Below are 22,879 nucleotides of genomic sequence, written 5' to 3'. Positions count from 1 at the left end.
TGTTATCCCTCCGTCCCGGTCTTGGCCGCTTCGTCGCGTGCCGGGTTGATGTCCATTGCATGTTCGGAGCTGATGCCGGGTTGCCAGGCAAAGCGCGACAGGCTTTCCAGTGCCAACAGCACCGCCCCGACCACGGCGAGGAAGACGCCAAGATCGAACAGCGCCGCGGTGGCCCATTCAAATTCCTCCAGCGGTTCCCAATGGATGTAGCCAAAGGCGCTGGTCAGGAAGGGCATGCCATTGAACCAGGCGCCCATGCCGGTGGCGGCGGCAATCAATACGCCAGACCCGATGATCGCATGATACGGGTAGCGCTGCCGCTCGGTCGCCCAGCCAAAGCCAGAGGCCATGTACTGCATGATGATCGCAATGGCGGCGATGAGACCAGCGATGAAGCCACCGCCCGGCAGGTTGTGCCCACGGAAGAAGATATAGGCCGCCACCATCAGTGCCAGCGGCATCATCACCCGTGTTGCCACGACCATCATCAGCGGGTGCGCATCGCCAGCCTGCGGCAGATCGGGCTTGCGGTTCAGGAGATAGGCGCGCACCCGGCTGTTCAGCACGGCCTCGGTGAGGGCAAAGATCACCATCGCGGCGATGCCGAGAACGATGATTTCGCCGAACGTGTCATAGCCGCGGAAATCCACAAGGATCACGTTGACGACATTGGTGCCGCCACCGCCCTTGTAGGAATTGGCCAGGTGGTAGTCCGAGATCGTCGGGAAGGCGAAATCGCGCATCATCAGGGCGTAGATCAGACCGCCTGCGCCCAGACCGGCGACCACCGAGATCGCACCATCCCGCAGACGGGTGGGCAACGGCGTCTCGACCGGGGTTTCCTTGGGCATGAAATTCAGCGCCAGAAGCATCAGGATGATGGTAACCACTTCGACCGAGATCTGTGTCAGGGCCAGATCCGGTGCCGAGAGATAGTTGAACGCCATCGAGACGACGAGACCGACGACACCGATCAACACCAAGGCAACCAGGCGGTTGCGGTGCTTTGCTACGATGAACAGCGTCGACACGACGAGAGCGAACCACCCGACAACGGGCAGCAGCCCGGCCGTCTGCATCTCACGCGTGGCCGCGCCCAGCGTACCGCCCCGGTAGGCGGCATAGCCGATGATTACCGTGAAGGTCACCATGATCGCCGCGTATCGCGTCAGCGCGCCATTGTGCAGCCCGTCCGTCACCACCCGCGCCGTGCGGGTCAGGGCATGGACCAAAGCTTCAAAGATCTGCTTGGCTTCGGGGCGCGGCAGTGCAGTCCAGATCCGTGAGAGCTGAGCATGCAGCGCGAGGAACACCACACCACCGATGACGGCGACAATCGACATGTAGAGCGCCGGTGTCAGCCCGTGCCACAGCTTGAGCGAGTAATAAGGCAGCTCGCCGCCGCCGATCACGGCACCGGCAGCCGTCGCCACCAGCGGCCCGGCGATCTTGGCCGAAGCGAGGCCGATCAACACCACCAAGGTGACCAGGAAAGCTGGCCCGATCCACATGCCGGTGTTCGGGTCATGTGGGTGCCCGGGATAGTCGTCGCGCTTGGGGCCAAGGAAGACATGGGCGATGAAGCGGAACGAATAGGCGGCAGAAAACAGCGCCGCCACGGTGACGAGAACCGGTACCAGCAGAGCGGAGCCGTACCAGGTGGTATGAGCCGCTTCTTCCAGCATCATTTCCTTTGACAGAAAGCCATTGAGCGGCGGAATGCCTGCCATCGACAGTGCTGCCACCGTACCGATGGCAAAGGTGACAGGCATCAGGTGTCGCAGCCCACCCAGACGTTTGATGTCGCGGGTTCCAGCTTCGTGATCGACGATACCGGCGGTCATGAACAGGGCCGCCTTGAACGTGGCGTGGTTGATGATGTGGAACACGGCCACCACCGCCGCAATCTTGGTCCCGAAGCCCAACAGCATGGTGATCAGGCCGAGATGGCTGACGGTGGAAAAGGCCAAAAGTGCTTTGAGGTCGTCCTTGAACAGCGCAATCACGGCGCCCACCAGCATGGTCACAAGTCCGGTGGTTGCGACGATGTAGAACCACTCCGGCGTGCCGGCCAGAACCGGCCACAGCCGCGCCATCAGGAACAGACCGGCCTTCACCATCGTTGCCGAGTGCAGGTAGGCGGAAACCGGTGTCGGCGCCGCCATCGCATGTGGCAGCCAGAAATGGAACGGGAACTGCGCGGATTTGGTGAAACAGCCCAACAGGATCAGGATCAGTGCCGGCAGGTACAGCGGCGAGGCTTGAATGGCGTCCTTGTTTTGCAGGATCACGCTGAGATCGTAGGAGCCGACGATGTGCCCAAGCATCAGCATGCCTGCGATCATCGCCAGGCCGCCGGAGCCGGTCACGGCGAGCGCCATACGCGCGCCCTGGCGCCCTTCGGGGAGATGTTTCCAATAGCCGATAAGGAGGAAGGAGCTCAGCGAGGTTAGCTCCCAGAAAACAAGCAAAAGCAATATGTTGTCGGACAGAACTATGCCAACCATAGCGCCCTGGAACAGCAGCAGGTAGCAAAAGAACTGCCCCATCGGGTCTTCGCGCGAAAGGTAAAAACGGGCGTAGAGGATGATCAACAGCCCGATGCCGAGGATCATCGCGGCAAACAGGAAGCCGAGGCCATCCAGAAAGAAATTGGCGTTTAGACCCAATGCCGGCAGCCAGTCTATGCTGGCTTGCACGGTTTCGCCGCGGAAGACTGCGGGGATGTGCAGCATCAGCCCGACAAAGGCCAAAAGAGTGGTGAAACCTGCGGCAGAGGCCGCGGCGTTACGTCCAGCGCGGATCAATAGCGCTGGGAAAACGGCTCCGAGAAAGGGCAGGGCCGCAATCAGGAAAAGGGACACGTGCAGGTCTCCTGTCGGTTTTCGCGCGTCTTGTTTTTGGTCAGTGCTAAGCGATTTTCGCGCTCAGAACCACCCTTGCTGCTCATGCTGCGGTCGGAATGCCGCAGGCCATCGTGCAAGCCGGACGCTTGTCATCGGCATAATTGGGGTGCGTTGGCGCAATAACAAGAACTTGACCGCCCGAAAATGCCTGTTTTTGGTGATTGGCCGGGGTGTGGCGGCTACTACTTGGGAAGGGGGGCCGTGGCGGGACATCCGCAAACGTCCGTCCGGCGCGGCAATGGAGGGAGACATGAACACGAGAGGCGATGATGGCACCGACTGGTCGCGGCGTCGGGTGCTCGTTCTCGGCCTTGCAACTGTCATGGCCGGTGCGGGCTATGCGCTTTGGCAGCGCCCGAACTCCCCTGAACAGCCCAAGCTTGGCGCGGCGCAGGCGTTTTCGGCAACGCAGGCTGGTGTCCTTACCCTGGTCGATATCCGGACGCCAAAGGAATGGCGGGCCACGGGCGTTCCTTTGGATAGCCAGCAGATCGACATGCGGCGCGCTGATTTTGCGCCGCAGCTGCTTGCCGCCTTGGGCGGAGACAAACACGCGCCGGTGGCGCTGATTTGTGCGCGCGGAGTGCGCTCCGCCCGACAGGCGCGGCTCCTCGCGGATATGGGGTTCAGCAATGTGGTCGATGTCGCCGAAGGCATGTTGGGCTCGGCAGATGGGCCAGGGTGGATTGCGCGCAAACTTCCCGTGGCGCGTTGGCCTGCAGAATAGCTACAGGACGGCGAAAAATGCGCGACGCGCCCGAGGAGGCGCGTCGCAATCGCTTTCATTCTGCCGGCGTATGATGGCGTGGGCCGCCTTCGAGCATGGCCTTCAGCTCGGCGCGTGCAGCCCGCGCGGCGCAGGTGATGCGGGGTTCCCGGAACTCCTCCCGGGTGGCCATCCAGTGGCGGATGCGGTTTGCAGGCCGAAGACCCGACAGCGCTGACAGCGGCACCGCGAGAGCCAGCGACAAGGCGATCGGAGCCAACCACCAGGACACTGCGCCCGACAGGATCCCTGCCCATAGCGCCGCGCCGCTTATCGTTTCGAGCGCATGGCACACAAGCAGCGTGCGCACCCCGTAGCTGCCGCCGTCACGGGCCTGCGGCTCCCACCCTTTTTGCAAGCCAAGCATGGTCCGGAAGACTGCAATCATCTGCTGTACCATCAGGATCGGGGCATAGAGGATCGCCAGCACGACTTCCGACAGGAAGGACAGCATGAAGTGTAGCGGACCACCGTATTCCGAGAACCGGCTCCCGGTGAGCGGCAAGGCGATCGCCGCCAGCAATTTCGGCGCCAGCAGCATGGCGTAGATCAGCACGATGACCAGCACGTGGTTGGGTTGCGACATGTCAGGCCAGCTGGGGCGGAACGGGTTGCTCTCGCTGAAATAGCGGATGACCGATGCTTTTTCGCTTCGACCGATCACCGCCCAGAGGACCAGAAGCGCAAACCAGACCGGGGCCATCAGATAGCCGATTGCGCCATGGAACAGGTGAAAGCGCGAGATCGCCCGGAATCCCTTGGCACCCAGCAGGTTGAGGTGCTGAAGGTTGCCCTGGCACCAGCGCCGGTCGCGCAGGATGTGGTCGATCAGTGTCGCAGGGGTTTCCTCGTAGGAGCCGCGGATGCGAGGGAGGAACCGAACCGACCACCCAGCCCGACGCAGAAGGCCCGCCTCGACGAAATCGTGACTCATGATCAGCTTTTCGCCGCCCCCGAAAGGAGACCGCAGCAGCGGCAGTCCGGCGCAGGCGGCAAAGGCTCGGGTTCGAATGATCGCGTTATGACCCCAGTAGTTGCCTTCGTGACCGGCCCAACGCGCCAGCCCTTCGGCCAGCGCCAGTCCGTAAACGCCGTTGGCAAACTGCTGCATGCGGCCAAAGACCGATTGCGCACCGATCAGTTGCGGGTAGCTCTGGATCAGTCCGGCTCCGGGATCGCGTGACAATGCATCGGTCAAACGGGCAATGGCGCGCCCCGTCATCAGGCTGTCGGCGTCCAGCACCAGCATCGCGTCATAGCCCGCGCCCCAGCGGCGCACCCAATCCGAGATGTTGCCGACCTTGCGCCCGGCGTTGTCCGGGCGACGACGATAGTACAGTCGACTGCCCGGCGGCAACATGCTGCGCAGAGCCTCGACGCTGGCGCGCTCCTGTTCCGCGATGACCTCGTCTCGGGTGTCGGACAGGATGAACATCTCGTAATCGTGCTGACCACCGCGTCCGTGCAAATCCTGCAGCATGGAGTGTGCGTTCCCCAGCACGTACCAAGGGTTCTCGTTGTAGACGGGGATCAGCAACGCGACCTTCATTGGGCGTGACGGGCCAAGGTTTCGTGTTCTGGGACGGCGGGATAGCCCGTAGAGCCCCAGAAGAACGGTGGAGACCGTAAAGGCGATCCAGAAGAAGTTGAAGCCGATCAGCGTCAGAAGCAACACTTCGAGCGCCATGAAACCGTCGGCGGCGAACCACCCCTGCATGACCCAGCACAACAGGGCCGTTGCCAGCATCGCGGGTGAGAAGGCCAGCAGGCGCCAGAGGGCCACCTGTCTCGGTGGTTTCTGTTCCGGAGCGGCACTGTCATGAAACTCGCAAGCAAAATCCTGCGCGGGCATGGCCAGAGGTTGCTCCGGCGGCATCAGGCTGTCAGCGGGCGTGGTTGCCACGTTTGGTTCTGTTGACTGCAATGTGGAAAGCTCCCGTGTCATGCTGTCCACCTGTAAAGCCAGACCTCGGACGCGGGGGCACCATCCTTGCGCAGTTGCGCGCGCAATTCCACATGATCGCGATCTCCGGGATCGAAATAGAACGCCAGGCGCAGGCCGCCGGTTTCCGGGTTGCGTTGCAAGATGCCGTCGGAGGTTTGAACGTGCGGAGAATGGATATGCACGGTCAGCCCATCCGGATTGCCCTCGTGCAGAGGGTGCGGCTCATATTCGATGGTCATGATCCGTCCCGGCCCGCCAAAGATCCGTGCGCCGCTTGCGGTTTCCACTACGCGGGGCAGGGGCAGGGACGGTTCCGCGCCCCAGCTCAGCCGGTAGCTGAGGTTGACTTCGGACCCTGCGGCATAAGGCGTCTGCGGTCGCCAATACGCGACGATATTGTCATAGATTTCCTTGTCGGCCGGAATTTCGACAAGCGTGACGGCCCCCTTGCCCCACTCGTGTTTCGGTTCCACCCAAAGACTGGGGCGTTTGTGGTAGAGAGCCTCGAGATCGTTGTAATCGGTCAATTTCCGCGCTCTTTGGCTCAACCCGAAGCCGCGCGGATTTTCGTCGATGAAGGAAGAGACTTCCAGACGGTTGGGGTTGGCCAAGGGTCTCCACAGGATCTCGCCATTGCCGTTTGCGACCAGCAGCCCGTCGCTGTCATGTACCGCGGGCCGGAAATCATCAAAGCGGTGGCGATTGGTGGCGTCGAACAGGAACATGGAGGTTAGGGGCGCGAGACCCGCATGTTTCAGTTCCTTCCGTGGGAAAAGTGTCGCCTCCACTTCCATCACGGTGTTGGCCCCCGGGGTGACATGAAACCGGTAGGCGCCGGTGACCGAGGGCGAATCCATCAGGGCATGCAGGATGAAATGGCGCTGCTCAGGTTCGGGTGCTTCGAGCCAGAACTCGATGAATTCAGGGAATTCCTCGCCTTCCGGGTCCGCGGTTTTCAGCGCAAGCCCTCGGGCAGACAGCCCGTATGTGTTGCCGATTCCGATGGCGCGAAAATAACTGGCCCCCTGAAAGACGCAGAACTCGGTCTTGTGGTCCGCCGTGTCCAGATTGGTGCGCAGGCGAAGTCCGGAATAGCCAAGGTGCCCTTCGCTCGAAAGCTCCGGTGCCTTGTCGGATTTGTCGAACAAGGACAGATCGAACGGTACCGGCGCTGTTTGTCCATCGGTCACCGTGTTGATCTGCACGGGACGTGGGAAGTAGAGGCCGGGCAGGAAGAAGTCCACGTTGTAGCTGCGTTGCGTGTCAGACCACAACGCGTCGGCGGTGCGGAACCAGCGCGTTCTGTAGTCGTCATAGGATAGTTTGAGCCAGTCTTTCGGTACAGTGGGGCGTTCCGCGTAGTCCTGTTGGGCCAGCGCGCGGGCCTTTTCCACCACCCTGTCATGGCTAAAGGGGAGATCGGCCCGGCCTTTCATCGGCAGAGCCGCCAGTATGGTCGTACCCAGGGCGGTTGTGAGGAAGGAGCGACGAGTGAGCGAAGTCATTTGCGCGCCCTCCACGGTTGGGATTTGAACCAGGCAGCGCCATAGGCGCAACCGATGATCAGTGCAAACCCTGCAAGGTTGGCTGCGGCGGTGGTCAGGACCGCACGCTCGGTCTGATCCAGGGCAAACCCGATAAAGCGCGCCAACGCCATCGAGAACACGAAGACCGCCAGCGATTGTTGCCCAACCTTGGTGACCAGGCGCAGGAACAGCGCCCATGTGCGCGCACCAACTGTCTGCCCTGCTGCAACCAGTCGTTTGCCGCCGGTGCCTGCCGCAACCCAGCCCAAGTATGCTAGCGCGAGGAAGTGGCCGTAGCGCAGCAAGCCGAAGTCGGTCTTCTCGCGCCATTCCCGGATCGCCTCGCGGCCGGGTTCGATCATTTGCGCCAAATCCGGGCTGGCCGCGTTCACCCAGGTGAAGACCTTGTGGCTGCCGAATGGGGCGGACAGGATGACAAAGGCCAGAGCCAGCGCCACCAGCAGTCTGGAGACCGGGGGTTTCGGCAGCCACCCTTTCATGAAGGCGAACCCGGTAAAGAACAGCAGTTGCCAGCCGAGCGGGTTGAAGAACCATTCGCGATCCGACCATGGCTCGGCCGGGAAGGAAATGCCGTTGGGGCCGAGGCCCAGGATGTAGGGGTTGGCCGTAAGCCAGATCAGGCAGCTGGCCGTCACCACTGCCCACATTCCGACCTTGTGCAACGCCATCATCAGGGGCAGCAGCACCAGGACCCCAAGGTACATCGGCAGGATGTCGAAATAATTGGGCACGTAGGTCAGGGTGAAGATGCCGACGATCTGCGTCATCGGATCCTTGAAGAAATGTCCAAGGTTCAGCGAGTTCACATAGCTTTTCTCGAAGCCGCCATAGAGGTCCAGCGCTGCCATCGACATCGCGAGAAAGAAGAACAAGCCGATGTGCGCCCAGAACACCTGCCAGCATCGGAACACCACGCGCGCCGTGCCCAACCACCAGCTTTGCCGGTCGAATGTGCCGCCAAAGGCAATCGCCGAGGCCATCCCGGAACAGAAGACGAAGATCTCCGTTGCATCGGAAAACCCAAATCTGGCCGGAATCCAGTTGGCCCACCGGTTGCCGGGGATATGGGCCACTAGGATGATGAACATGGCGATACCGCGATAGAAATCGAGACGCGGATCACGTGGGCGTGGCGATGCAGGTCTTGGGGCTTCGGCCGTTTGCTGTGGCGGCACCGCTTGATTGGCGGCGCCGGGGTCTTTGACGGGCCCGGGAAAGGGCGCAACGGTGGACATCTGTCGTTTCTGGTCCTTGGTGGGTTGAAATGTGAATGCGGAAATCCGCTGCAATCTATTCCGCTGGAACGCTCGTTGGGGCGGGCGGGTTCCGCGCCTCCGCAATTAATTCGCGTCGGGCCAGAGAATAGTTGTCTTCAGTGCCGCCGCGCAGTCGGCGGCGGTCGTCGAGGAGTGTCTCGATCTCGTTCAGTCGTCCCGCGCGCAAGCCTGCGTCGATGGTGATGCGCTCGAAGACGTCGCGCTGGGCGTGGCTTCCGCCGGCCAGCTGCATGGTGGGGCGCGCCGCGCACAGGTGGGCAAAGGCAGCGGCGTAGTTGCCTTCTCCAAAAGCCTCCAAGCCGTCGGCAGCGGCGCAGCCGGGAGAGGCCATGCGTGTCTGTGCTTCGGTCTGTGGGCTGCGTCCATCGGAATGAATGCGCTGTACCAGACGATGCGCCTCTTCCGGGCGGTGGCCGACCAGAGCCATCAGGTAATGCAGGTCAGCAAACACCAGGCTGCCGTCTTCGGTCCGCTGTGCGCAGAGCTCGGCCAGCTCCTCCCAACGATCTCCGACGCTGACGCCTTCCAGTTCCAGCCGCATCAAGAGAGACGTGGCATTGGAAATGTCGCGGTAATCGTCAGTCTTGTCGCTGCGCACTTTCGTGTCATAGAGCGCGAGAGCTTGGTCCATCTGGCCCAGATCCAGATACATCAGCGCCTTGTGCCACCACACGTGATAGCGGAAATTGTTGCAGTGGGCCCAGGCACCCTCGCGGCCCTCAAGCCACTCGAGCCCGGCTCGGGCGTTGCCGGTCATGTCATGGACATGTGCGACAGCGTGCAGCCCCCAGGCGTCGTCAGGTGCCGTCCAGAGCGCCTGACGCCCGGCTGTTGCCGCACGCTCGTACTCGCCGGTTTCTTCAAGTGCAAAGGCGTGGCATCCCAGCAGGTAGCCGTGCCCGGGATGGTCCGGGGCGTAGGCGGGCAGCACCCGTTCAAGCGAACCGCGCATCCCCTTGGCATCGCCGAGGATGAAGCGGATGCCGTGGCTCAGCTTCATCGCGAGGCTGTCCTGCGGCCAACGGGCCAGGACCTCTTCCATTTGGCTGACTGCGCGGCTGGGCTGGCCCTGCAGCCAGCTGCCCAGGGCGTCGACATACTTGCGCTCGCGCGGCAGGGCAGCCTCGTAGCAGGCACGGGCGTCACGAAGTGCCTCTCGCGCCGAGGGGATGAGTTCGCTGCGGCCCAGCATCAAAAGCGACAGTCCCTTGATCGCATGGCCGAGGGTAAATCGCGGCGCGCTCTGCAGCACTGCGGCGAGGTGTTGGGCCGTGGACGCGGAATGGGACAATATCCCAAGCTGCACCGCGTTCCAGTCGTTCAGGGCGGCGCCAGCGGTCAGGCTGGTGTCTTGGCCGAAGATATCATGCGTCATGGGGTCCAATCTCTGTCGTAAAGCAATCGCGGTCAGGCCGGTCCAAGAAAGGTTAGATCATCGTATTGCTTCCGGCGAACCCCGCTCGCGCTTTGGTGATTGCCCGTGTGGTCCAGACGGCAGAATTTGGCGCAGGTGTAAGATTTCTAGAGATTTTTTTGCAAGAGCTCAGGGCGAGAAACGACAGAAACACCGCCGTTTTGGCGGTGTTTTGCCGGAAACTGAAATACTTGGCAAAAACCTGCCGCAGGACGGCGCCCTAAGTCAGGTCAAAGGGGGAGGTCGCGCCCAGGATTTCATCGGTGCTGTCGCCGCAGGCGGGGGGCGGTCGACGGTATGTGACCGGGGTTCGGGAGAAATTAAGCGGGTTGCCCAAGAGTTTGACGGGACCGGCGACCGTATCCATATCGACCACCATGTTGCGGGCTGTCACCTGTTCTGTCTTGAAGAGGGTTGGCAGGTCCTGCACCGGTCCAGCGGGGACCTTGCGTGTTTCCATGGCCGCCAGCACTTCCTCGGTGGTGTGGCGCTGCACAGCCGGGCGGAGGATCGCGTTCAGAGCGTCGCGGTTGTCCAGGCGTGCCGGGTTGGTGGAAAATCGCGGGTCTTCGGCCAGCCCTTCCAGCTTCAGAAACTCCATGAAGCGGCGAAACTGGCTGTCGTTGCCGACGGCCAGAATGACATGACCATCGGCGGTTTCATAGGTTCCATAGGGCACGATGCTGGGATGTTCGTTGCCTCGCCGCCGGGGATTCATGCCGGTGTTAAGATGGGCGACACCCTCGTTGATCAGCCAGGCGGTCTGGGAATCGACCAGCGACAGATCGATCTGCTGACCTTCGCCGGTCTTCTCCCGGTGGTGCAGCGCGGACAGGATGCCGATGCAGGCATACATGCCACACATCACGTCGGCGATGCCGACGCCCGCCTTCATCGGTTCGCCGTCCGGCTCTCCGGTCAGGGACATGAACCCGCCGAAACCCTGGGCCATGATGTCATAGCCCGGTTTGTGGCTGTTCGGGCCGGTCTGGCCGTAGCCGGAGATCGAGCAATAGATCAGCCCTGGAAACTCGTCGCGCAGACTCGCGTAATCCAGTCCGTATTTTGCAAGGCCGCCGGGTTTGAAATTCTCGATCAGGATGTCTGCCTCCGCCGCGAGGCGGAGGATGGTGCGTTGGCCCTCTGCGCTGGCGATATCCACCGCGATCGAATGCTTGTTGCGGTTCGCAGCCATGAAGTAGGCCGAGAGATCGGATTGTTTGCCAGCGGAGTCCACGACGTAGGGTGGCCCCCATTGGCGGGTGTCATCCCCGCCGGTTGCTGGGTTTTCCACTTTGATGACCGTGGCCCCGAGGTCGCCCAGCAGCTGGGTGCAGGTAGGACCTGCCAGAATGCGCGACAGGTCGAGAACCTTGACGCCCTTCAGCGCCCCGTGAGGTAATTGTTCAGATCCGCCCATCGTAGCCTCCTGCGTCGATCTCTGCCGAAATTACGGTAAATGTGTCGGCATTCAACGCCTCTTGCAACGCCTCGCGCAGCTGAAGGCGATCGCGCACGGTTGCTCCATTGCCACCAAAGGCGCGGCCCATGGCGGCGAAGTCGTGCCTGCCGAAGTCCACCCCGGCGTTTTTCAACTGTCTCTGGCGTTGCTTCAGCTCGATAAGGGCGAGACTGGCATCTGCAAATACCGCGAAGATCGGAGCAACACCCAGTTCAGCCGCGGTGGCGAGTTCGCCTGCGACCATCAAAAAGCCCGCGTCTCCGGAGAAGCTGACAACCGGGCGGTCCGGCTGTGCCAGTTTTCGACCAATGGCCATCGGCACGGCGCAGCCCATTGTGCAAAGCCCGGAAGACTGGATCAGCCCGCGAGGCTCGTCGCACTGCCACATCTGGCTGAGCAGAATTCGGTGCGCGCCGCTGTCGGCCGTGGCAAGCGTATCCGACGGCAAGGTCGCGCGGCATTCCGCGATGACGCCCGCTGGCCCCCAGGCATCATTTTGCGGAAACGCCTCGGCCAGCGCGGCTTTGACTTCGAGATGTTGCCCGCAGGTCCAGGTCGCGCGAGGCGCTGCGCCAGTTGACAAGGCCGTGAGTGTGGGGTTGAGGGCTGCGACGAAGTTCAGCCCTGCCTGGTGCATGTAATGGGTGTTTGTCTCGGGGGCGATGTCGATCACTCTTTGTCGATCCGGATCCCACACATCGCGCCAGCCCGGCCGCATCTCGATCGGATCATAGCCGAAACACAGCACGAGGTCGGCCGCGCGCAACAGTGGCAGCAGGAACTTGTCAGCCAGCGGCGACAGACCGGCCGCGCCAAGACAGAGCGGGTGGTCTTCGGGGATGATACCCTTGGCCTTGTACGTGGTGACAAAGGGGATCTGGAATTTCTCGAGGAAACTGCGAAGCGTATCGCCCGCATTTTCCTGCAAGGCATCCAATCCTATCACCGCCAGCGGTCGGTCTGACGCAGCGAGCCAGTCGTGCGCCCGCTCCAGCGCCGCGCTGTCTGGCACAGTTGCACTTGCTGGCGCGCTGCGTGGCGAGGCTCTCGGGGCTGGTGCATCCGCAACGGAGATCGGAACGTCGATGTGCACCGGCCCGTTGCGTGGTGCGGTTGCAATCGAGATCGCCTTGTCGGCAATCAGCCCCGCAGCATTTGCGTCGAGCCGAAAGCTCGCCTTGGTGATGGGGCGCATGACTGCCTGATGATCGAGAACCTGATGGGTATAGCAATGGGCCTCGTCGGCGTCGACGCAGCCTGTCAGCACCAGCATTGGAACACGATCCTGCAAGGCATTGGCGACGACGTTGACACCGTTCAGCGCGCCGGGGCCGAGGGTGGCCACTAGCACAACCGGGGCCCCATCCGCGTGGTGGACGCCCTCGCCGATGAAACCCGCACAGTTTTCGTGCTTTGCCAGATGGAACGCGATTCCCGCCCGTGTCAGGGCATCGACCAGTGTCAGAACTTCGCCGCCGGGCATGCCGAAGGCGTGGCGGCAGCCTGCTTGATAAAGGCGCTGCGCCAGTACGTCAGCAGCTCGATGTTTCGGTGTCATGCCCGTTGTCCAGCTTGTTGAATTATCGCCAGATTGCCGAGGTTGTCAGCGCGTGCAAGCCCTCTCACGCCAGTGTGACACTTGGTGACGGCAGCGAAGCGCGGAAATCCACCCACGTTCAAACCCTGGGTGCCGCTGAAATAGGCAGTGGCAGGCTATCTGCGCAGACATGCCGGGGGCGACACGCAATCGTTGGAGGGCGAGGACGTAAGGCTTCCATGCCTGTCACGGCCGAGGAGGATGGACGAAAAGCGCGCGCCCTTCGAGGCGCGCGCAGGCTTTTGTCATGGTAGGTGGCGGTTATACCGCAATCTTGCCACCGCCCTGGCGGGTGACCACGACGACCGATGGGCGCGGCGGCATCTTCGGATCGAAATCTGGCCAGCGGGTGGCCGGATCTTCAAACGTCGACGCGCGCTCGAACCCCTTCAGAGCCTTGGTTCCATCGGTGCCCGGGTGTTGGACCGCGAGGAACAGGGTTTCGTTGTCCGGCGTGAAGTAGGGGCCGCACAGCTCTCCGCCGACCGGGCAGCGGAAAAACAGCTTGGAATGCCCCCGCAGTTCCCCCTCGGTTTCGACACCATAAAGCCCATCGGACTTGCCCGTCTTGCCCCAGCCGCTGCCCTGGTCGGTTGAGACCCACAGGCGACCCTCGGCGTCAAAGGCGCAATTGTCCGGAGAGCCGAACCAGCCGTTTTCAGAGGTCTCCGGGTTCCATTCGGCGCCGACCTCGGCCAAGGCCGGGTCACCGCATTTCACGAGAATGGACCAGTGACCGTGGGTTGCGGCATGATCACCCCCGGCTTCCTTGATCTCGATGATGTGACCAAAGCTGGATTCGGCACGTGGATTGGCCGCATCGACCTGATCCGCCCCGCGGCGGGTATTGTTCGTCAACATCACGTAGGCCATGCCGTCACCGCGCGGCTGTGCGTCCTCCGGGCGGTCCATTGGGGTTGCGCCAAGCGCATCCGCTGCCAGCCGGGTGTCGATCAACACGTCCGCCTGGCTGGCAAAGCCGTTTTCCGCTGTCAGCGGTCCCTCGCCATGCACCAGCGGCAGCCAGGTCAGCGAGCCGTCCTCGTCGAACCGCGCCACGTAAAGCGTACCTTCACTGAGCAGTCGGGCGTTGGCTGCGGGATCTTCGGAGACCACGCCGTCGGAGACATATTTATACTGGTAATCAAAACGCGCATCATCGCCCATGTACACCACGAGGCGCCCAGAGCTGGAGACGGTGGTTTCCGCGCCTTCGTGGCGGAAGCGGCCCAAGGCGGTATGCTTCACAGGTGTGGCGTCAGGATTGCACGGGTCAACTTCGACCACCCAACCAAAGCGGTTCAGCTCGTTGGGTTCCTTGTCGATATTGAAGCGATCATGATACTTGCCCCAGGCGTACCAGCGCCCCGGTGCACCGTAACGCTTCATTTGTTCCGCTTCCGCCTGCTCGGAGAGATCCGGCTTGCCGTCTTCGTCCAGTTTGTCGGTCCAGAAGTAGCCGTGGAAGTTCTCCTCGGCCATCAGCCAGGTGCCCCATGGGGTCATCCCGCCGGCGCAGTTGTTGAGCGTGCCGATCACGCGGGTGCCGGTGGGGTCGGCGCTGGTCTGCATCCGCGGATGTCCGGCAGCCGGACCGTCGATGGTCATCTCCGTGTGCAGCGGCGAGATGCGCCGGTTCATTTTGCCATCGCGCACCACTTGCCACTTTCCATCGTTACCTCGGGCAATCTCTACGACGGAGCCACCGTGGGCAGCCATTTCGGTGTCCACCAGTTCGCGGGTCATACCGGCGAAATCCGCGCGGTCCTGACGGCCAAGGCCCGGGAACATGACCTCTTCGTTGGTGTATTCGTGGTTGACGCACAGCAGGCCGCGGCTGCCGTCCTCGTTCAGTGGCACGAAGCCGACGTAGTCATTGTTGTAGCCAAATTGCTTCAACTGGGCTTCGGCGCTTTGGTTCATGACGTCGAATTCGGGGGCGTCGGCGGTAATCGGATCGCCCCAGCGCAGCAGAATGTCAGCGTCATAGCCGTCGGCGACGTGGTGGGTTTCGTCGTTGCCCCATTGCAGCTCCGCAAAGTTGTAGCGCCCCTGTTCGGGCGACACGGCAGCCGCGCTTGGGCGCGGGGCGCTGAGCGCGGTCGCACCAAACAGCGCGGTGGTTGCGGAGACGCCAAGGATGCCTTTCAGCAGTTCCCGGCGACCATACCGGGCGGCAATGACGTCGCCTATCGTGCGCTGCAGATTGGGATTGGCAGGAATGTCGTCATAGGCTTCGAAGGCTTCGCCCTTGTTACCGGTCTGCGGATCATTGATGATCTGTTTGCGGTCCATGTCTGGCTCCAAATTCTGTCGCTCGGTTGGCGCAGCCAAGGCTGTTCAGCTGCGGATCGCCTGCATCATGGATGGTTCTGTAACAGCTGTTTGAAACACCATGAAAAATAATAAAATTATCATAATTGCGGGGCGATCAGGCTGCGGGGCGAAAGCCAACGATCAACTGGCGCAATCCCAGTGCGGCGCCGACAAAGATCGCGGCAGTGGTCACCGGGGCCGAGAGTGACAAGAGAGAAAACGCGCTGAGCCCCTGGCCGACCGTACAGCCCATCGCAATCACGGCGCCAGCCCCCATGATGGCGGCTCCGATGATCTGGCGGCGCAATTCGCGCGGGTCTTCGCAGGCCTCCCAGCGAAAATGTCCCTTGATCAATGAGCCCAGAAAAGCGCCGCACCACACGCCGCCGACAGAACCGACGGCAAACGACACGGGTCGCAGGCTGCCGGTCATCCACCAGAGGATGCTCTCTCCCAATGGGGCGGAAAAGGAGTGTGAGACCACGGGCAGGGCGTCAAAGCCAGTCGTCGCAAGAAAGCTGCTGCCAAGCCAGCCGGACGTGATGGCAAACCCCACAATCGCGGCCCACATCAAGGCGCGGGGGTCCCTCCGGATGCCGCCGCCCCAGAGCGAGGCGAGCAGGATCACCGCCCCAAACCCGAGGCCAATTGCCGTTGGCGGCACGCCGGTTCCGGCGGCGACCATCTGGGCCAGTCCAGGCGGCAGCTCCGTCGTCACGTCCTCTTGGGGGAACAGCCAATGCCGAAGCGGTGCCAACGGTCCTGCCAGCACCACGTAGGTGGAAATTCCCATTACCAGCACGATCACGAAACTGCGCAGGTCGCCCCCTCCCAGCCGTGCAATCGCGCCGTAGCCGCAGTTGCCGCTCAAAGCCATCCCGTAGCCGAACATCAGCCCGCCCAGGATCGAGGCCATCGGCATCCAGCGGGTCGAAAGGTAGAGGGAGGCTTTCATCTCGACCAAACCGGCGGCGGCCAGCGCGAATGTGGAAATGACCGAAACACCGATGGCTATGCCCCACATTCGCAACCGCAACGAGGATCCGCCATAGAGGACATCTTCTATGGCGCCCAATGTACAGAAGCGACCCAGCCGGGCGGCCAGCCCCAACAGAATACCGCCAAACAGCCCGATCAAGGCTGCGAGCTGGTGTTCTGTCAAAAGCTCAAGCATGTTTCGTGTCGGGGGGCATCAGCTGCCGTCCTTGCAGAAGAGGTCATAGACAACTTCAAGTATGCGGCGCGGCTTGTCATCGGCCAGTCGGTAGTAGATCGCCTTGCCTTCGCGTCTCGGGATCACCAGCCCTTCGAGACGCAAGCGCGACAGTTGCTGGGAAACAGCGGCTTGGCGTGCCGATAAAAGCTCTTCCAGCTCGGTCACGGATTTTTCGCCGGAGACCAGGTGGCACAGGATCATCAGCCGCCCTTCGTGGCTGATCGCCTTGAGGAAATTCGACGCCTTCGCGGCATTGCTGACCATGCGGTCCATGTCCTCGGGCTCCATGTCAGCAGAAAACTGCGGTAGGGGCATTTTTGTCTCCTGGCGGTTCCGCGCCTGTTACCGTTTGCGAAATCGACAGCGCGCTCAGCTGCCGTCTGATGATTGCGCGGTGTCGGCAAAGTCTGTGTGGTCGGTGAGCAGATCGGCCCAAAGGGGCCAGAAAAAGTCTTCTCCCGGATATCCTTCCAGTCGGGCCATTTCCTGCCCGTTTTCGACCAGAAGAAACGTGGGAGTGAAAAGGACACGGCGACGCAGTTGCAGGTTCGGTGGCATGTCTTGCAGGTCCACCCGCCGCAGCGGCGCAAAGCGCCCCTCGGCTGTCTTCGGGTAAATCGGTGCGATCTCGGCGTCCCAGCGCGCGCACCATTCGCAGCCTGTTTGTTCGACCATGACCAGTTCAGCCGCCAGCGCGGGCAGGGGCGCCAGAGTCAGGGCTGCCAGGGTCAGCAGTTGCCGAAAGCGCCGCATCCGTGTCATCCATCTGTTGACGGTTCGTTGAGATTCAACGTAATTCGAATATGTGAATGATACAAGCCGGACCCGTTGACGACCCTGTGGGCGCGGCAAACGAAGGGCGGGAACGGGATGCTGGAAATAACCCTGTTTGGTGCGCTGGCGGCTGGGCTGCTGAGCTTTTTCACGCCCTGCATTTTGCCAATGGTGCCGTTCTACCTGTCTTACATGGGGGGGCTGTCCATGACCGAACTGCGCGGAAATGGCGCGATTGCGCCGGGCGCGCAGCGGCGGTTGCTGATTTCGGCGGTCTGTTTCGCCGCCGGGGTGACGACGGTGTTCATGCTGATGGGAATGGGTGCAACTGCGCTGGGGCAGCTGTTCGGGCAGTACTTGGACATCCTGTCCTATGGCGCGGCCGCGCTGCTGCTGCTGTTTGGGCTGCATTTCCTGGGGGTCGTGAAAATCCCGCTGCTCTACCGTGAGGCGCGGATGGAAAGCCGTGCCGAGCCGTCAACGGTGCTGGGAGCCTATCTGATGGGGCTCGCCTTCGGCTTTGGCTGGACTCCCTGCGTGGGGCCGGCGCTGGCTTCGATCCTGATGATTGCCTCGGGCATGGGGGACATCTGGCGCGGCGGGGTGCTGCTGCTGGTCTACGGGCTGGGCATGACCGCGCCTTTCGTGGTTGCGGCGCTGTTTGCGCGGCCGTTCCTGGCCTGGGTGGCGCGCCACCGCGCGGCTTTTGCGTGGGTGGAAAAGGGCATGGGCGCGATGCTGGTGGTATTCGCGGTGCTGATCGCAACCGGCGGCGTGCGGCTGATTGCCGAGGCGATGATCCGCTGGATGCCCGCGTTCAGCACAATAGGTTGACTGAGGTTTGGAGGATAGCATGCTGAAATACTTTGCAAAATTTGTCGTGGCGTTGGCCGTTGCGACGCCGCTTGCCGCTGCTGAGCTGGGCGATGACGGTCTGCACAAGGCGCCCTGGATGCGCGACACCTTCAAGGATCTGCGCGAAGACCTGCAGGAAGCCAACGATGAGGGCAAACGGCTGGCGCTGATTTTTGAGCAGCGCGGCTGCATCTATTGCACCCAGATGCACGAAGAGGTGCTGTCGCGGCCGGACATCAGCGAATACATCGCTGAAAACTTCTTTGTTGTGCAGCTGAACCTGCACGGTGACATCGAAGTGACCGATTTCGACGGCGAGGTTCTGGCAGAGAAAGACATGGCCCGAAAGTGGGGTTTGCTGTTCACGCCGACGATTCTTTTCCTGCCGGAAGAGGTGGAGGAAGGTAAAACGGCCCCACAGGCCGCAGTGGCGGTGATGCCCGGCGCTTTTGGACCGGGAACCACGATGGACATGTTTACATGGGTCAATGAAAAGCGCTATGCGCTTGACAATGAGGAAGATTTCCAGCGCTACCACGCGCGCCGCATCCGCGAGCGCAACAATGGGTCGACGGACTAGGGGGTCGGCGCAGCTTTTGGAAAAATTCACATGATTGAATTTGTTGTTGCGTATTGCCCGGGCCGCCGCCTAGGCTGGTCCGCAGCTAGCCAAGCCGCCAAGCGCGTGCGGCAGCCAACGGGAGGACACATGAAGCATCTAACTGTGACACTGGCGCAGGCCGCCGGTCTGGCCGCAACTATGGGCGCAGGTCTGGCGCTGGCCGGGACCGCGGCTCAGGCGGAGGAGGTCGCGACGAACGCGGTGCAATACGGGGAATACGGCGAAGTGGAAACTTCGCTGACCGGCGTGCCGGGCGACGCAGAAGCGGGCGCGGTGATTGCCGGTAGCAAGTCCAAGGGCAACTGTGTTGCGTGCCATCAGGTAAGCGCGTTGGCGGATGTGCCGTTCCACGGCGAAATCGGCCCCTCGCTGGATGGCGCCGGAGACCGCTGGACAACGGCCGAGCTGCGCGGTCTTGTGGCCAATGCCAAGAAGACGTTCGAGGGCACGATGATGCCCGCATTTTACAAGGTCGAGGGCTTCATCCGCCCCGGCGATGCCTACACCGGGAAAGCCGGGACGGAACCGCTTCCGCCTATCCTGACGGCACAGGAAATCGAGGATGTGGTCGCCTTTCTGGAGACCCTGAAGGAAGAATGACGCTGGTTGCGGTTCCAAGCCGCTGACCGACCGCGGGACAATCAAAGGAGAAATAAGATGGAGTTCTCACGCCGTGAGACCTTGGCCCTGGGCCTAGGCGCCGCCATGGTAACCGTGCTGCCGTTCCGCGTGAACGCAAAAGCTGAAGACCGGATCGCCGAATTCACCGGTGGAGCTGAGATGGCGGATGCCGGCATCACGCTGAACGCACCGGAAATCGCCGAGAACGGCAACACCGTACCGATCTCGGTTGAGGCACCGGGGGCCACTGCCATCATGCTTCTGGCGACCGGGAACCCCGAGCCGGGCGTTGCAACTTTCAAATTTGGCCCTGCAGCGGCGCAGCAGGCGGCGTCCACGCGGATCCGCTTGGCTGGCACGCAGGACGTTGTGGCGGTCGCCAAGCTGGCCGATGGCAGCTTTGCCAAGACCAGTGCCACGATCAAGGTCACGATCGGCGGTTGCGGCGGCTAAATAGCCTCGCTCCAATCGGTATTATGAAGGAGAAACAAAGACATGGCATCCGGTGTTAAACCCCGCGTCAAGGTCCCGAAAACAGCTGCCGCCGGCGAGACGGTCACGATCAAGACCCTGATCAGTCACAAGATGGAAAGCGGCCAGCGCAAGGACAAGGATGGCAACACCATCCCGCGTTCGATCATCAACCGCTTCACCTGTGCCTTCAACGGCGAAATGGTGGTGGACGTTGCGATGGAGCCTGCGATCTCGACCAACCCTTACTTCCAGTTCGATGCCGTGGTGTCCGAGTCGGGTGAGTTTGTCTTCACCTGGTACGACGATGACGGCTCGGTCTATGACACAAGCAAGAAGATCGCCGTTTCCTGATCCGGTCCGGATCTTCAGGCACGCGCACTGGCCGGGGCTTGGCCGGGCAGGGCAGGCACCCACGGGAGGACAAGGAATGAAGAGACAGGTAATTGCAGCCGCCGCCGCGCTGGCGCTGCCTTTCGCCGCGGGCGCTGGCCCTGATGACGACACGCTCGTGGTGAACGACGAGATCGAAATGGTGACGAAAACAGCGGCTCCGGAGCATCTGTCGGATGTCATGGATGAGATAATGTCTGGTTGGCATTTCCGTTCGGATGAGACGCAGGCGCTGCAGATGGACGATTTCGAGAACCCGGCCATGGTGTTCGTGGATCAGGCGCTTGAGACCTGGGAAACGGTTGAGGGCTCCAAGGGCAAGTCTTGCGCTGGCTGCCATGGTGACGTTGAGGAGAGCATGGCGGGTGTGCGTGCGGTCTATCCCAAGTGGAACGAGACCGCCGGTGAAGTTCGCACTTTGAACATGCAGATCAATGACTGTCGCGAAACCCAAATGGGGGCCGAGCCGTGGAAATACACCGGCGGCAAGATGGCAGCGATGGAGGCGCTTATCTCGGTGCAATCGCGCGGGCTGCCGGTGAATGTGGCGATTGATGGTCCCGCCCAATCGGTCTGGGAGAAGGGCCGCGAGATGTATTACACCCGCACCGGCCAGTTGGAGTTGTCCTGCGCGAACTGCCACGAGGACAACTATGGCAACATGATCCGCGCTGACCATCTGAGCCAGGGCCAGATCAACGGCTTCCCTGTTTATCGCTTGAAGAACACAAAGCTGAACACGGCACATGCGCGCTTCAAAGGGTGCGTGCGCGATACCCGCGCTGAAACCTATGCGCCGGGTTCCGAGGAGTTCGTAGCGTTGGAGCTGTATGTTGCTTCGCGTGGAAACGGGCTGTCGGTCGAAGCACCCTCCGTTCGCAACTGACTTACTTGCCCCGCGCCTGAACCAGGGCGCGGGGCTTGTCTTTCTTTAAACATTCGTTCGCGTGAATGTGTAGCGCTTGCATAGAGGATGAGGGTACCGATGATCTCGCGCCGCGATTTTCTTCAGGTTTCAATGGCGGCCTCCGCATTGGTGGGGGTGTCAGGCTTTGGCAACTGGGCGCGTCTGGCGGCTCAGCAGTCGCTATCGCAGGATCAACTGCTGGAGTTCGACACCTACGGCAACATCAGCCTGATCCATGTGACCGATATCCACGGTCAACTGAAGCCGATCTATTTCCGCGAACCTTCGGTGAATATCGGGGTGGGCGCCAACAAGGGGCATGTGCCGCACATCACCGGTGCCGATTTCCGCAAGGCCTATGGCATCGCCGATGGTAGCCCGTCGGCCTATGCGCTGACCCATGATGATTTTTCCGCGCTGGCGCAGGCCTATGGCCGGGTTGGTGGGCTGGATCGGGTTGCGACGATCATCAACGCTATACGCGCCGACCGCCCTGATGCGTTGCTGTTTGATGGCGGTGACACCTGGCACGGATCCTACACCTGCCACCACACGGCGGGCCAGGACATGGTCAACGTGATGAACGCGCTGAAGCCGGATGCGATGACCTTCCATTGGGAGTTCACGCTCGGATCGGAACGCGTGCAGGAAATCGTCGAAAGCCTGCCCTTTGCGGCGCTTGGTCAGAACATCTTTGATGCCGAATGGGACGAACCGGCCGAGCTGTTCAAGCCCTATAAGTTCTTTGAACGCGGCGGCGCCAAGGTGGCGGTGATCGGCCAGGCTTTCCCTTACATGCCGATTGCCAACCCTGGCTGGATGTTCCCGGAATATTCCTATGGCATCCGGGACGAGAACATGCAGGCCATGGTGGACGAGGTCCGCGCAGCCGGTGCCGATCTGGTCGTGGTGCTCAGCCACAACGGCTTTGACGTCGACAAGAAGATGGCAGGCAAGGTGCAGGGCATCGACGTGATCCTGTCGGGCCACACCCACGATGCGCTGCCGGAGCCGGTTCTGGTGGGCAAGACGCATATCATCGCGTCTGGCTCCAACGGGAAATTCGTCTCCCGCGTCGATCTGGATGTGCGCGACGGCCAGCTGATGGGGCTGCGGCACAAGCTGATCCCGGTGTTCTCGGACGTGATTGCACCGGACCCGGCGGTTACGCAGCTGATCGAGGCGGAGCGCGCGCCCTTCAAGGACCAGCTGGCGGAGGTGATCGGCCAGACGGATACACTGCTGTACCGGCGCGGCAACTTTAACGGCACCTGGGACGACCTGATCTGCGACGCGCTGCTGAGCGAGCGGGAGGCGGATATCGCCATGTCGCCGGGGGTGCGTTGGGGGCCGTCTCTGGTGCCGGGCGATGACATCACCCGCGAGGATATCTGGAACGTCACCTCGATGTCCTATGGCGCTGCCTACCGGTCCGAGATGACCGGGGAATTTATCAAGGTCATTCTTGAAGACGTGGCTGACAACATCTTCAACCCCGACCCCTATTACCAGCAGGGCGGTGACATGGTGCGGATCGGCGGCATGGGCTACCGCATCGACATCAGCAAGCCGCAAGGTGAACGCATCAGCGAGATGACCCTGCTGCGCACCGGCGAGTTGATCGATCCATCGAAATCCTACGTGGTCTCTGGCTGGGCCAGCGTCAACGAGGGCACCGAAGGTCCGATGATCTGGGATGTGGTGGAGGACCACATTCGCAAGCTGGGAACCGTCAGCCTGGCCCCGAATACCTCGGTTCAGGTGGCGGGCGTCTGAAGGTACCCGCTGGC

The 22,879-nt window shown here is 61.9% G+C and carries 19 protein-coding genes; 8 read left to right on the top strand and 11 right to left on the bottom strand.

Annotated elements, in window-relative coordinates; all coding sequences use genetic code 11:
• Positions 1-2 precede the first annotated feature (2 nt).
• Positions 3-2,864 (bottom strand): monovalent cation/H+ antiporter subunit A, encoded by a 2,862-nt coding sequence (locus tag ACZ52D_RS00885; RefSeq protein WP_464442201.1) that lies wholly within the window; start codon positions 2,862-2,864, stop codon positions 3-5.
• 292 nt (positions 2,865-3,156) lie between these two features.
• On the opposite strand from ACZ52D_RS00885, the gene ACZ52D_RS00880 reads away from it, so the two are divergent.
• Positions 3,157-3,633, top strand: coding sequence for a rhodanese-like domain-containing protein (locus ACZ52D_RS00880; RefSeq protein ID WP_464442200.1), 477 nt, complete (start codon positions 3,157-3,159; stop codon positions 3,631-3,633).
• A 55-nt stretch (positions 3,634-3,688) separates the two neighbouring features.
• Here the strand turns inward: ACZ52D_RS00880 and mdoH are convergent, their stop codons facing one another.
• The 10 genes from mdoH to ACZ52D_RS00830 all read right to left on the bottom strand — a co-directional run bounded on the left by mdoH (position 3,689) and on the right by ACZ52D_RS00830 (position 17,199).
• Positions 3,689-5,617: a glucans biosynthesis glucosyltransferase MdoH gene (gene mdoH, locus ACZ52D_RS00875; protein WP_464442198.1), complete on the bottom strand. Its 1,929-nt coding sequence runs from the start codon at positions 5,615-5,617 to the stop codon at positions 3,689-3,691.
• Positions 5,614-7,122 carry an OpgD/OpgG family glucan biosynthesis protein gene (locus ACZ52D_RS00870; RefSeq protein ID WP_464442197.1) on the bottom strand — a complete coding sequence of 503 codons (1,509 nt, stop codon included), beginning with the start codon at positions 7,120-7,122 and terminating at the stop codon, positions 5,614-5,616. The genes mdoH and ACZ52D_RS00870 overlap by 4 nt, the downstream gene beginning before the upstream one ends.
• Positions 7,119-8,399, bottom strand: a complete 1,281-nt coding sequence (locus ACZ52D_RS00865) for an OpgC family protein (RefSeq protein ID WP_464442195.1) — start codon at positions 8,397-8,399, stop codon at positions 7,119-7,121. The genes ACZ52D_RS00870 and ACZ52D_RS00865 overlap by 4 nt, the downstream gene beginning before the upstream one ends.
• A 55-nt stretch (positions 8,400-8,454) precedes the next feature.
• The gene (locus ACZ52D_RS00860) at positions 8,455-9,816 is read right to left on the bottom strand and encodes a tetratricopeptide repeat protein (protein WP_464442194.1); all 1,362 of its coding nucleotides are present in this window, start codon (positions 9,814-9,816) and stop codon (positions 8,455-8,457) included.
• A gap of 259 nt (positions 9,817-10,075) precedes the next feature.
• Positions 10,076-11,275: a CaiB/BaiF CoA transferase family protein gene (locus ACZ52D_RS00855; RefSeq protein ID WP_464442192.1), complete on the bottom strand. Its 1,200-nt coding sequence runs from the start codon at positions 11,273-11,275 to the stop codon at positions 10,076-10,078.
• Positions 11,262-12,875 carry a thiamine pyrophosphate-binding protein gene (locus tag ACZ52D_RS00850; RefSeq protein WP_464442190.1) on the bottom strand — a complete coding sequence of 538 codons (1,614 nt, stop codon included), beginning with the start codon at positions 12,873-12,875 and terminating at the stop codon, positions 11,262-11,264. The genes ACZ52D_RS00855 and ACZ52D_RS00850 overlap by 14 nt, the downstream gene beginning before the upstream one ends.
• A 300-nt stretch (positions 12,876-13,175) precedes the next feature.
• Positions 13,176-15,209, bottom strand: a complete 2,034-nt coding sequence (locus ACZ52D_RS00845) for a PhoX family protein (RefSeq protein ID WP_464442189.1) — start codon at positions 15,207-15,209, stop codon at positions 13,176-13,178.
• 136 nt (positions 15,210-15,345) lie between these two features.
• Positions 15,346-16,404: a YeeE/YedE family protein gene (locus tag ACZ52D_RS00840; protein WP_464442187.1), complete on the bottom strand. Its 1,059-nt coding sequence runs from the start codon at positions 16,402-16,404 to the stop codon at positions 15,346-15,348.
• An 18-nt stretch (positions 16,405-16,422) separates the two neighbouring features.
• Positions 16,423-16,761, bottom strand: a complete 339-nt coding sequence (locus tag ACZ52D_RS00835; protein WP_222453763.1) for an ArsR/SmtB family transcription factor — start codon at positions 16,759-16,761, stop codon at positions 16,423-16,425.
• Positions 16,762-16,815: 54 nt separating this feature from the next.
• Positions 16,816-17,199, bottom strand: coding sequence for a hypothetical protein (locus ACZ52D_RS00830; protein WP_464442185.1), 384 nt, complete (start codon positions 17,197-17,199; stop codon positions 16,816-16,818).
• A 117-nt stretch (positions 17,200-17,316) separates the two neighbouring features.
• On the opposite strand from ACZ52D_RS00830, the gene ACZ52D_RS00825 reads away from it, so the two are divergent.
• The 7 genes from ACZ52D_RS00825 (at position 17,317) to soxB (ending at position 22,865) form a co-directional block, all read left to right on the top strand.
• Positions 17,317-18,054 (top strand): cytochrome c biogenesis CcdA family protein, encoded by a 738-nt coding sequence (locus tag ACZ52D_RS00825; RefSeq protein ID WP_464442183.1) that lies wholly within the window; start codon positions 17,317-17,319, stop codon positions 18,052-18,054.
• Positions 18,055-18,073: 19 nt separating this feature from the next.
• Positions 18,074-18,655, top strand: a complete 582-nt coding sequence (locus tag ACZ52D_RS00820; protein WP_464442181.1) for a thioredoxin family protein — start codon at positions 18,074-18,076, stop codon at positions 18,653-18,655.
• Between the two features lie 129 nt (positions 18,656-18,784).
• Positions 18,785-19,297 carry a sulfur oxidation c-type cytochrome SoxX gene (gene soxX / locus ACZ52D_RS00815; protein ID WP_464442179.1) on the top strand — a complete coding sequence of 171 codons (513 nt, stop codon included), beginning with the start codon at positions 18,785-18,787 and terminating at the stop codon, positions 19,295-19,297.
• Between the two features lie 57 nt (positions 19,298-19,354).
• On the top strand, positions 19,355-19,771 hold the full coding sequence (gene soxY / locus ACZ52D_RS00810; RefSeq protein WP_369927375.1) for a thiosulfate oxidation carrier protein SoxY: 417 nt from the start codon (positions 19,355-19,357) through the stop codon (positions 19,769-19,771).
• A 42-nt stretch (positions 19,772-19,813) separates the two neighbouring features.
• Positions 19,814-20,143, top strand: a complete 330-nt coding sequence (gene soxZ, locus ACZ52D_RS00805; RefSeq protein WP_222453757.1) for a thiosulfate oxidation carrier complex protein SoxZ — start codon at positions 19,814-19,816, stop codon at positions 20,141-20,143.
• A gap of 76 nt (positions 20,144-20,219) precedes the next feature.
• The gene (gene soxA, locus ACZ52D_RS00800; RefSeq protein WP_464442176.1) at positions 20,220-21,068 is read left to right on the top strand and encodes a sulfur oxidation c-type cytochrome SoxA; all 849 of its coding nucleotides are present in this window, start codon (positions 20,220-20,222) and stop codon (positions 21,066-21,068) included.
• A 99-nt stretch (positions 21,069-21,167) separates the two neighbouring features.
• Positions 21,168-22,865, top strand: coding sequence for a thiosulfohydrolase SoxB (gene soxB, locus ACZ52D_RS00795; protein WP_464443149.1), 1,698 nt, complete (start codon positions 21,168-21,170; stop codon positions 22,863-22,865).
• Positions 22,866-22,879 lie beyond the last annotated feature (14 nt).

The sequence above is a fragment of the Leisingera sp. S2M4 genome (assembly GCF_055398055.1).
The sequence above is the reverse complement of the archived record's forward strand: the minus strand, read 5'-3'. Positions and strand labels throughout refer to the sequence as shown.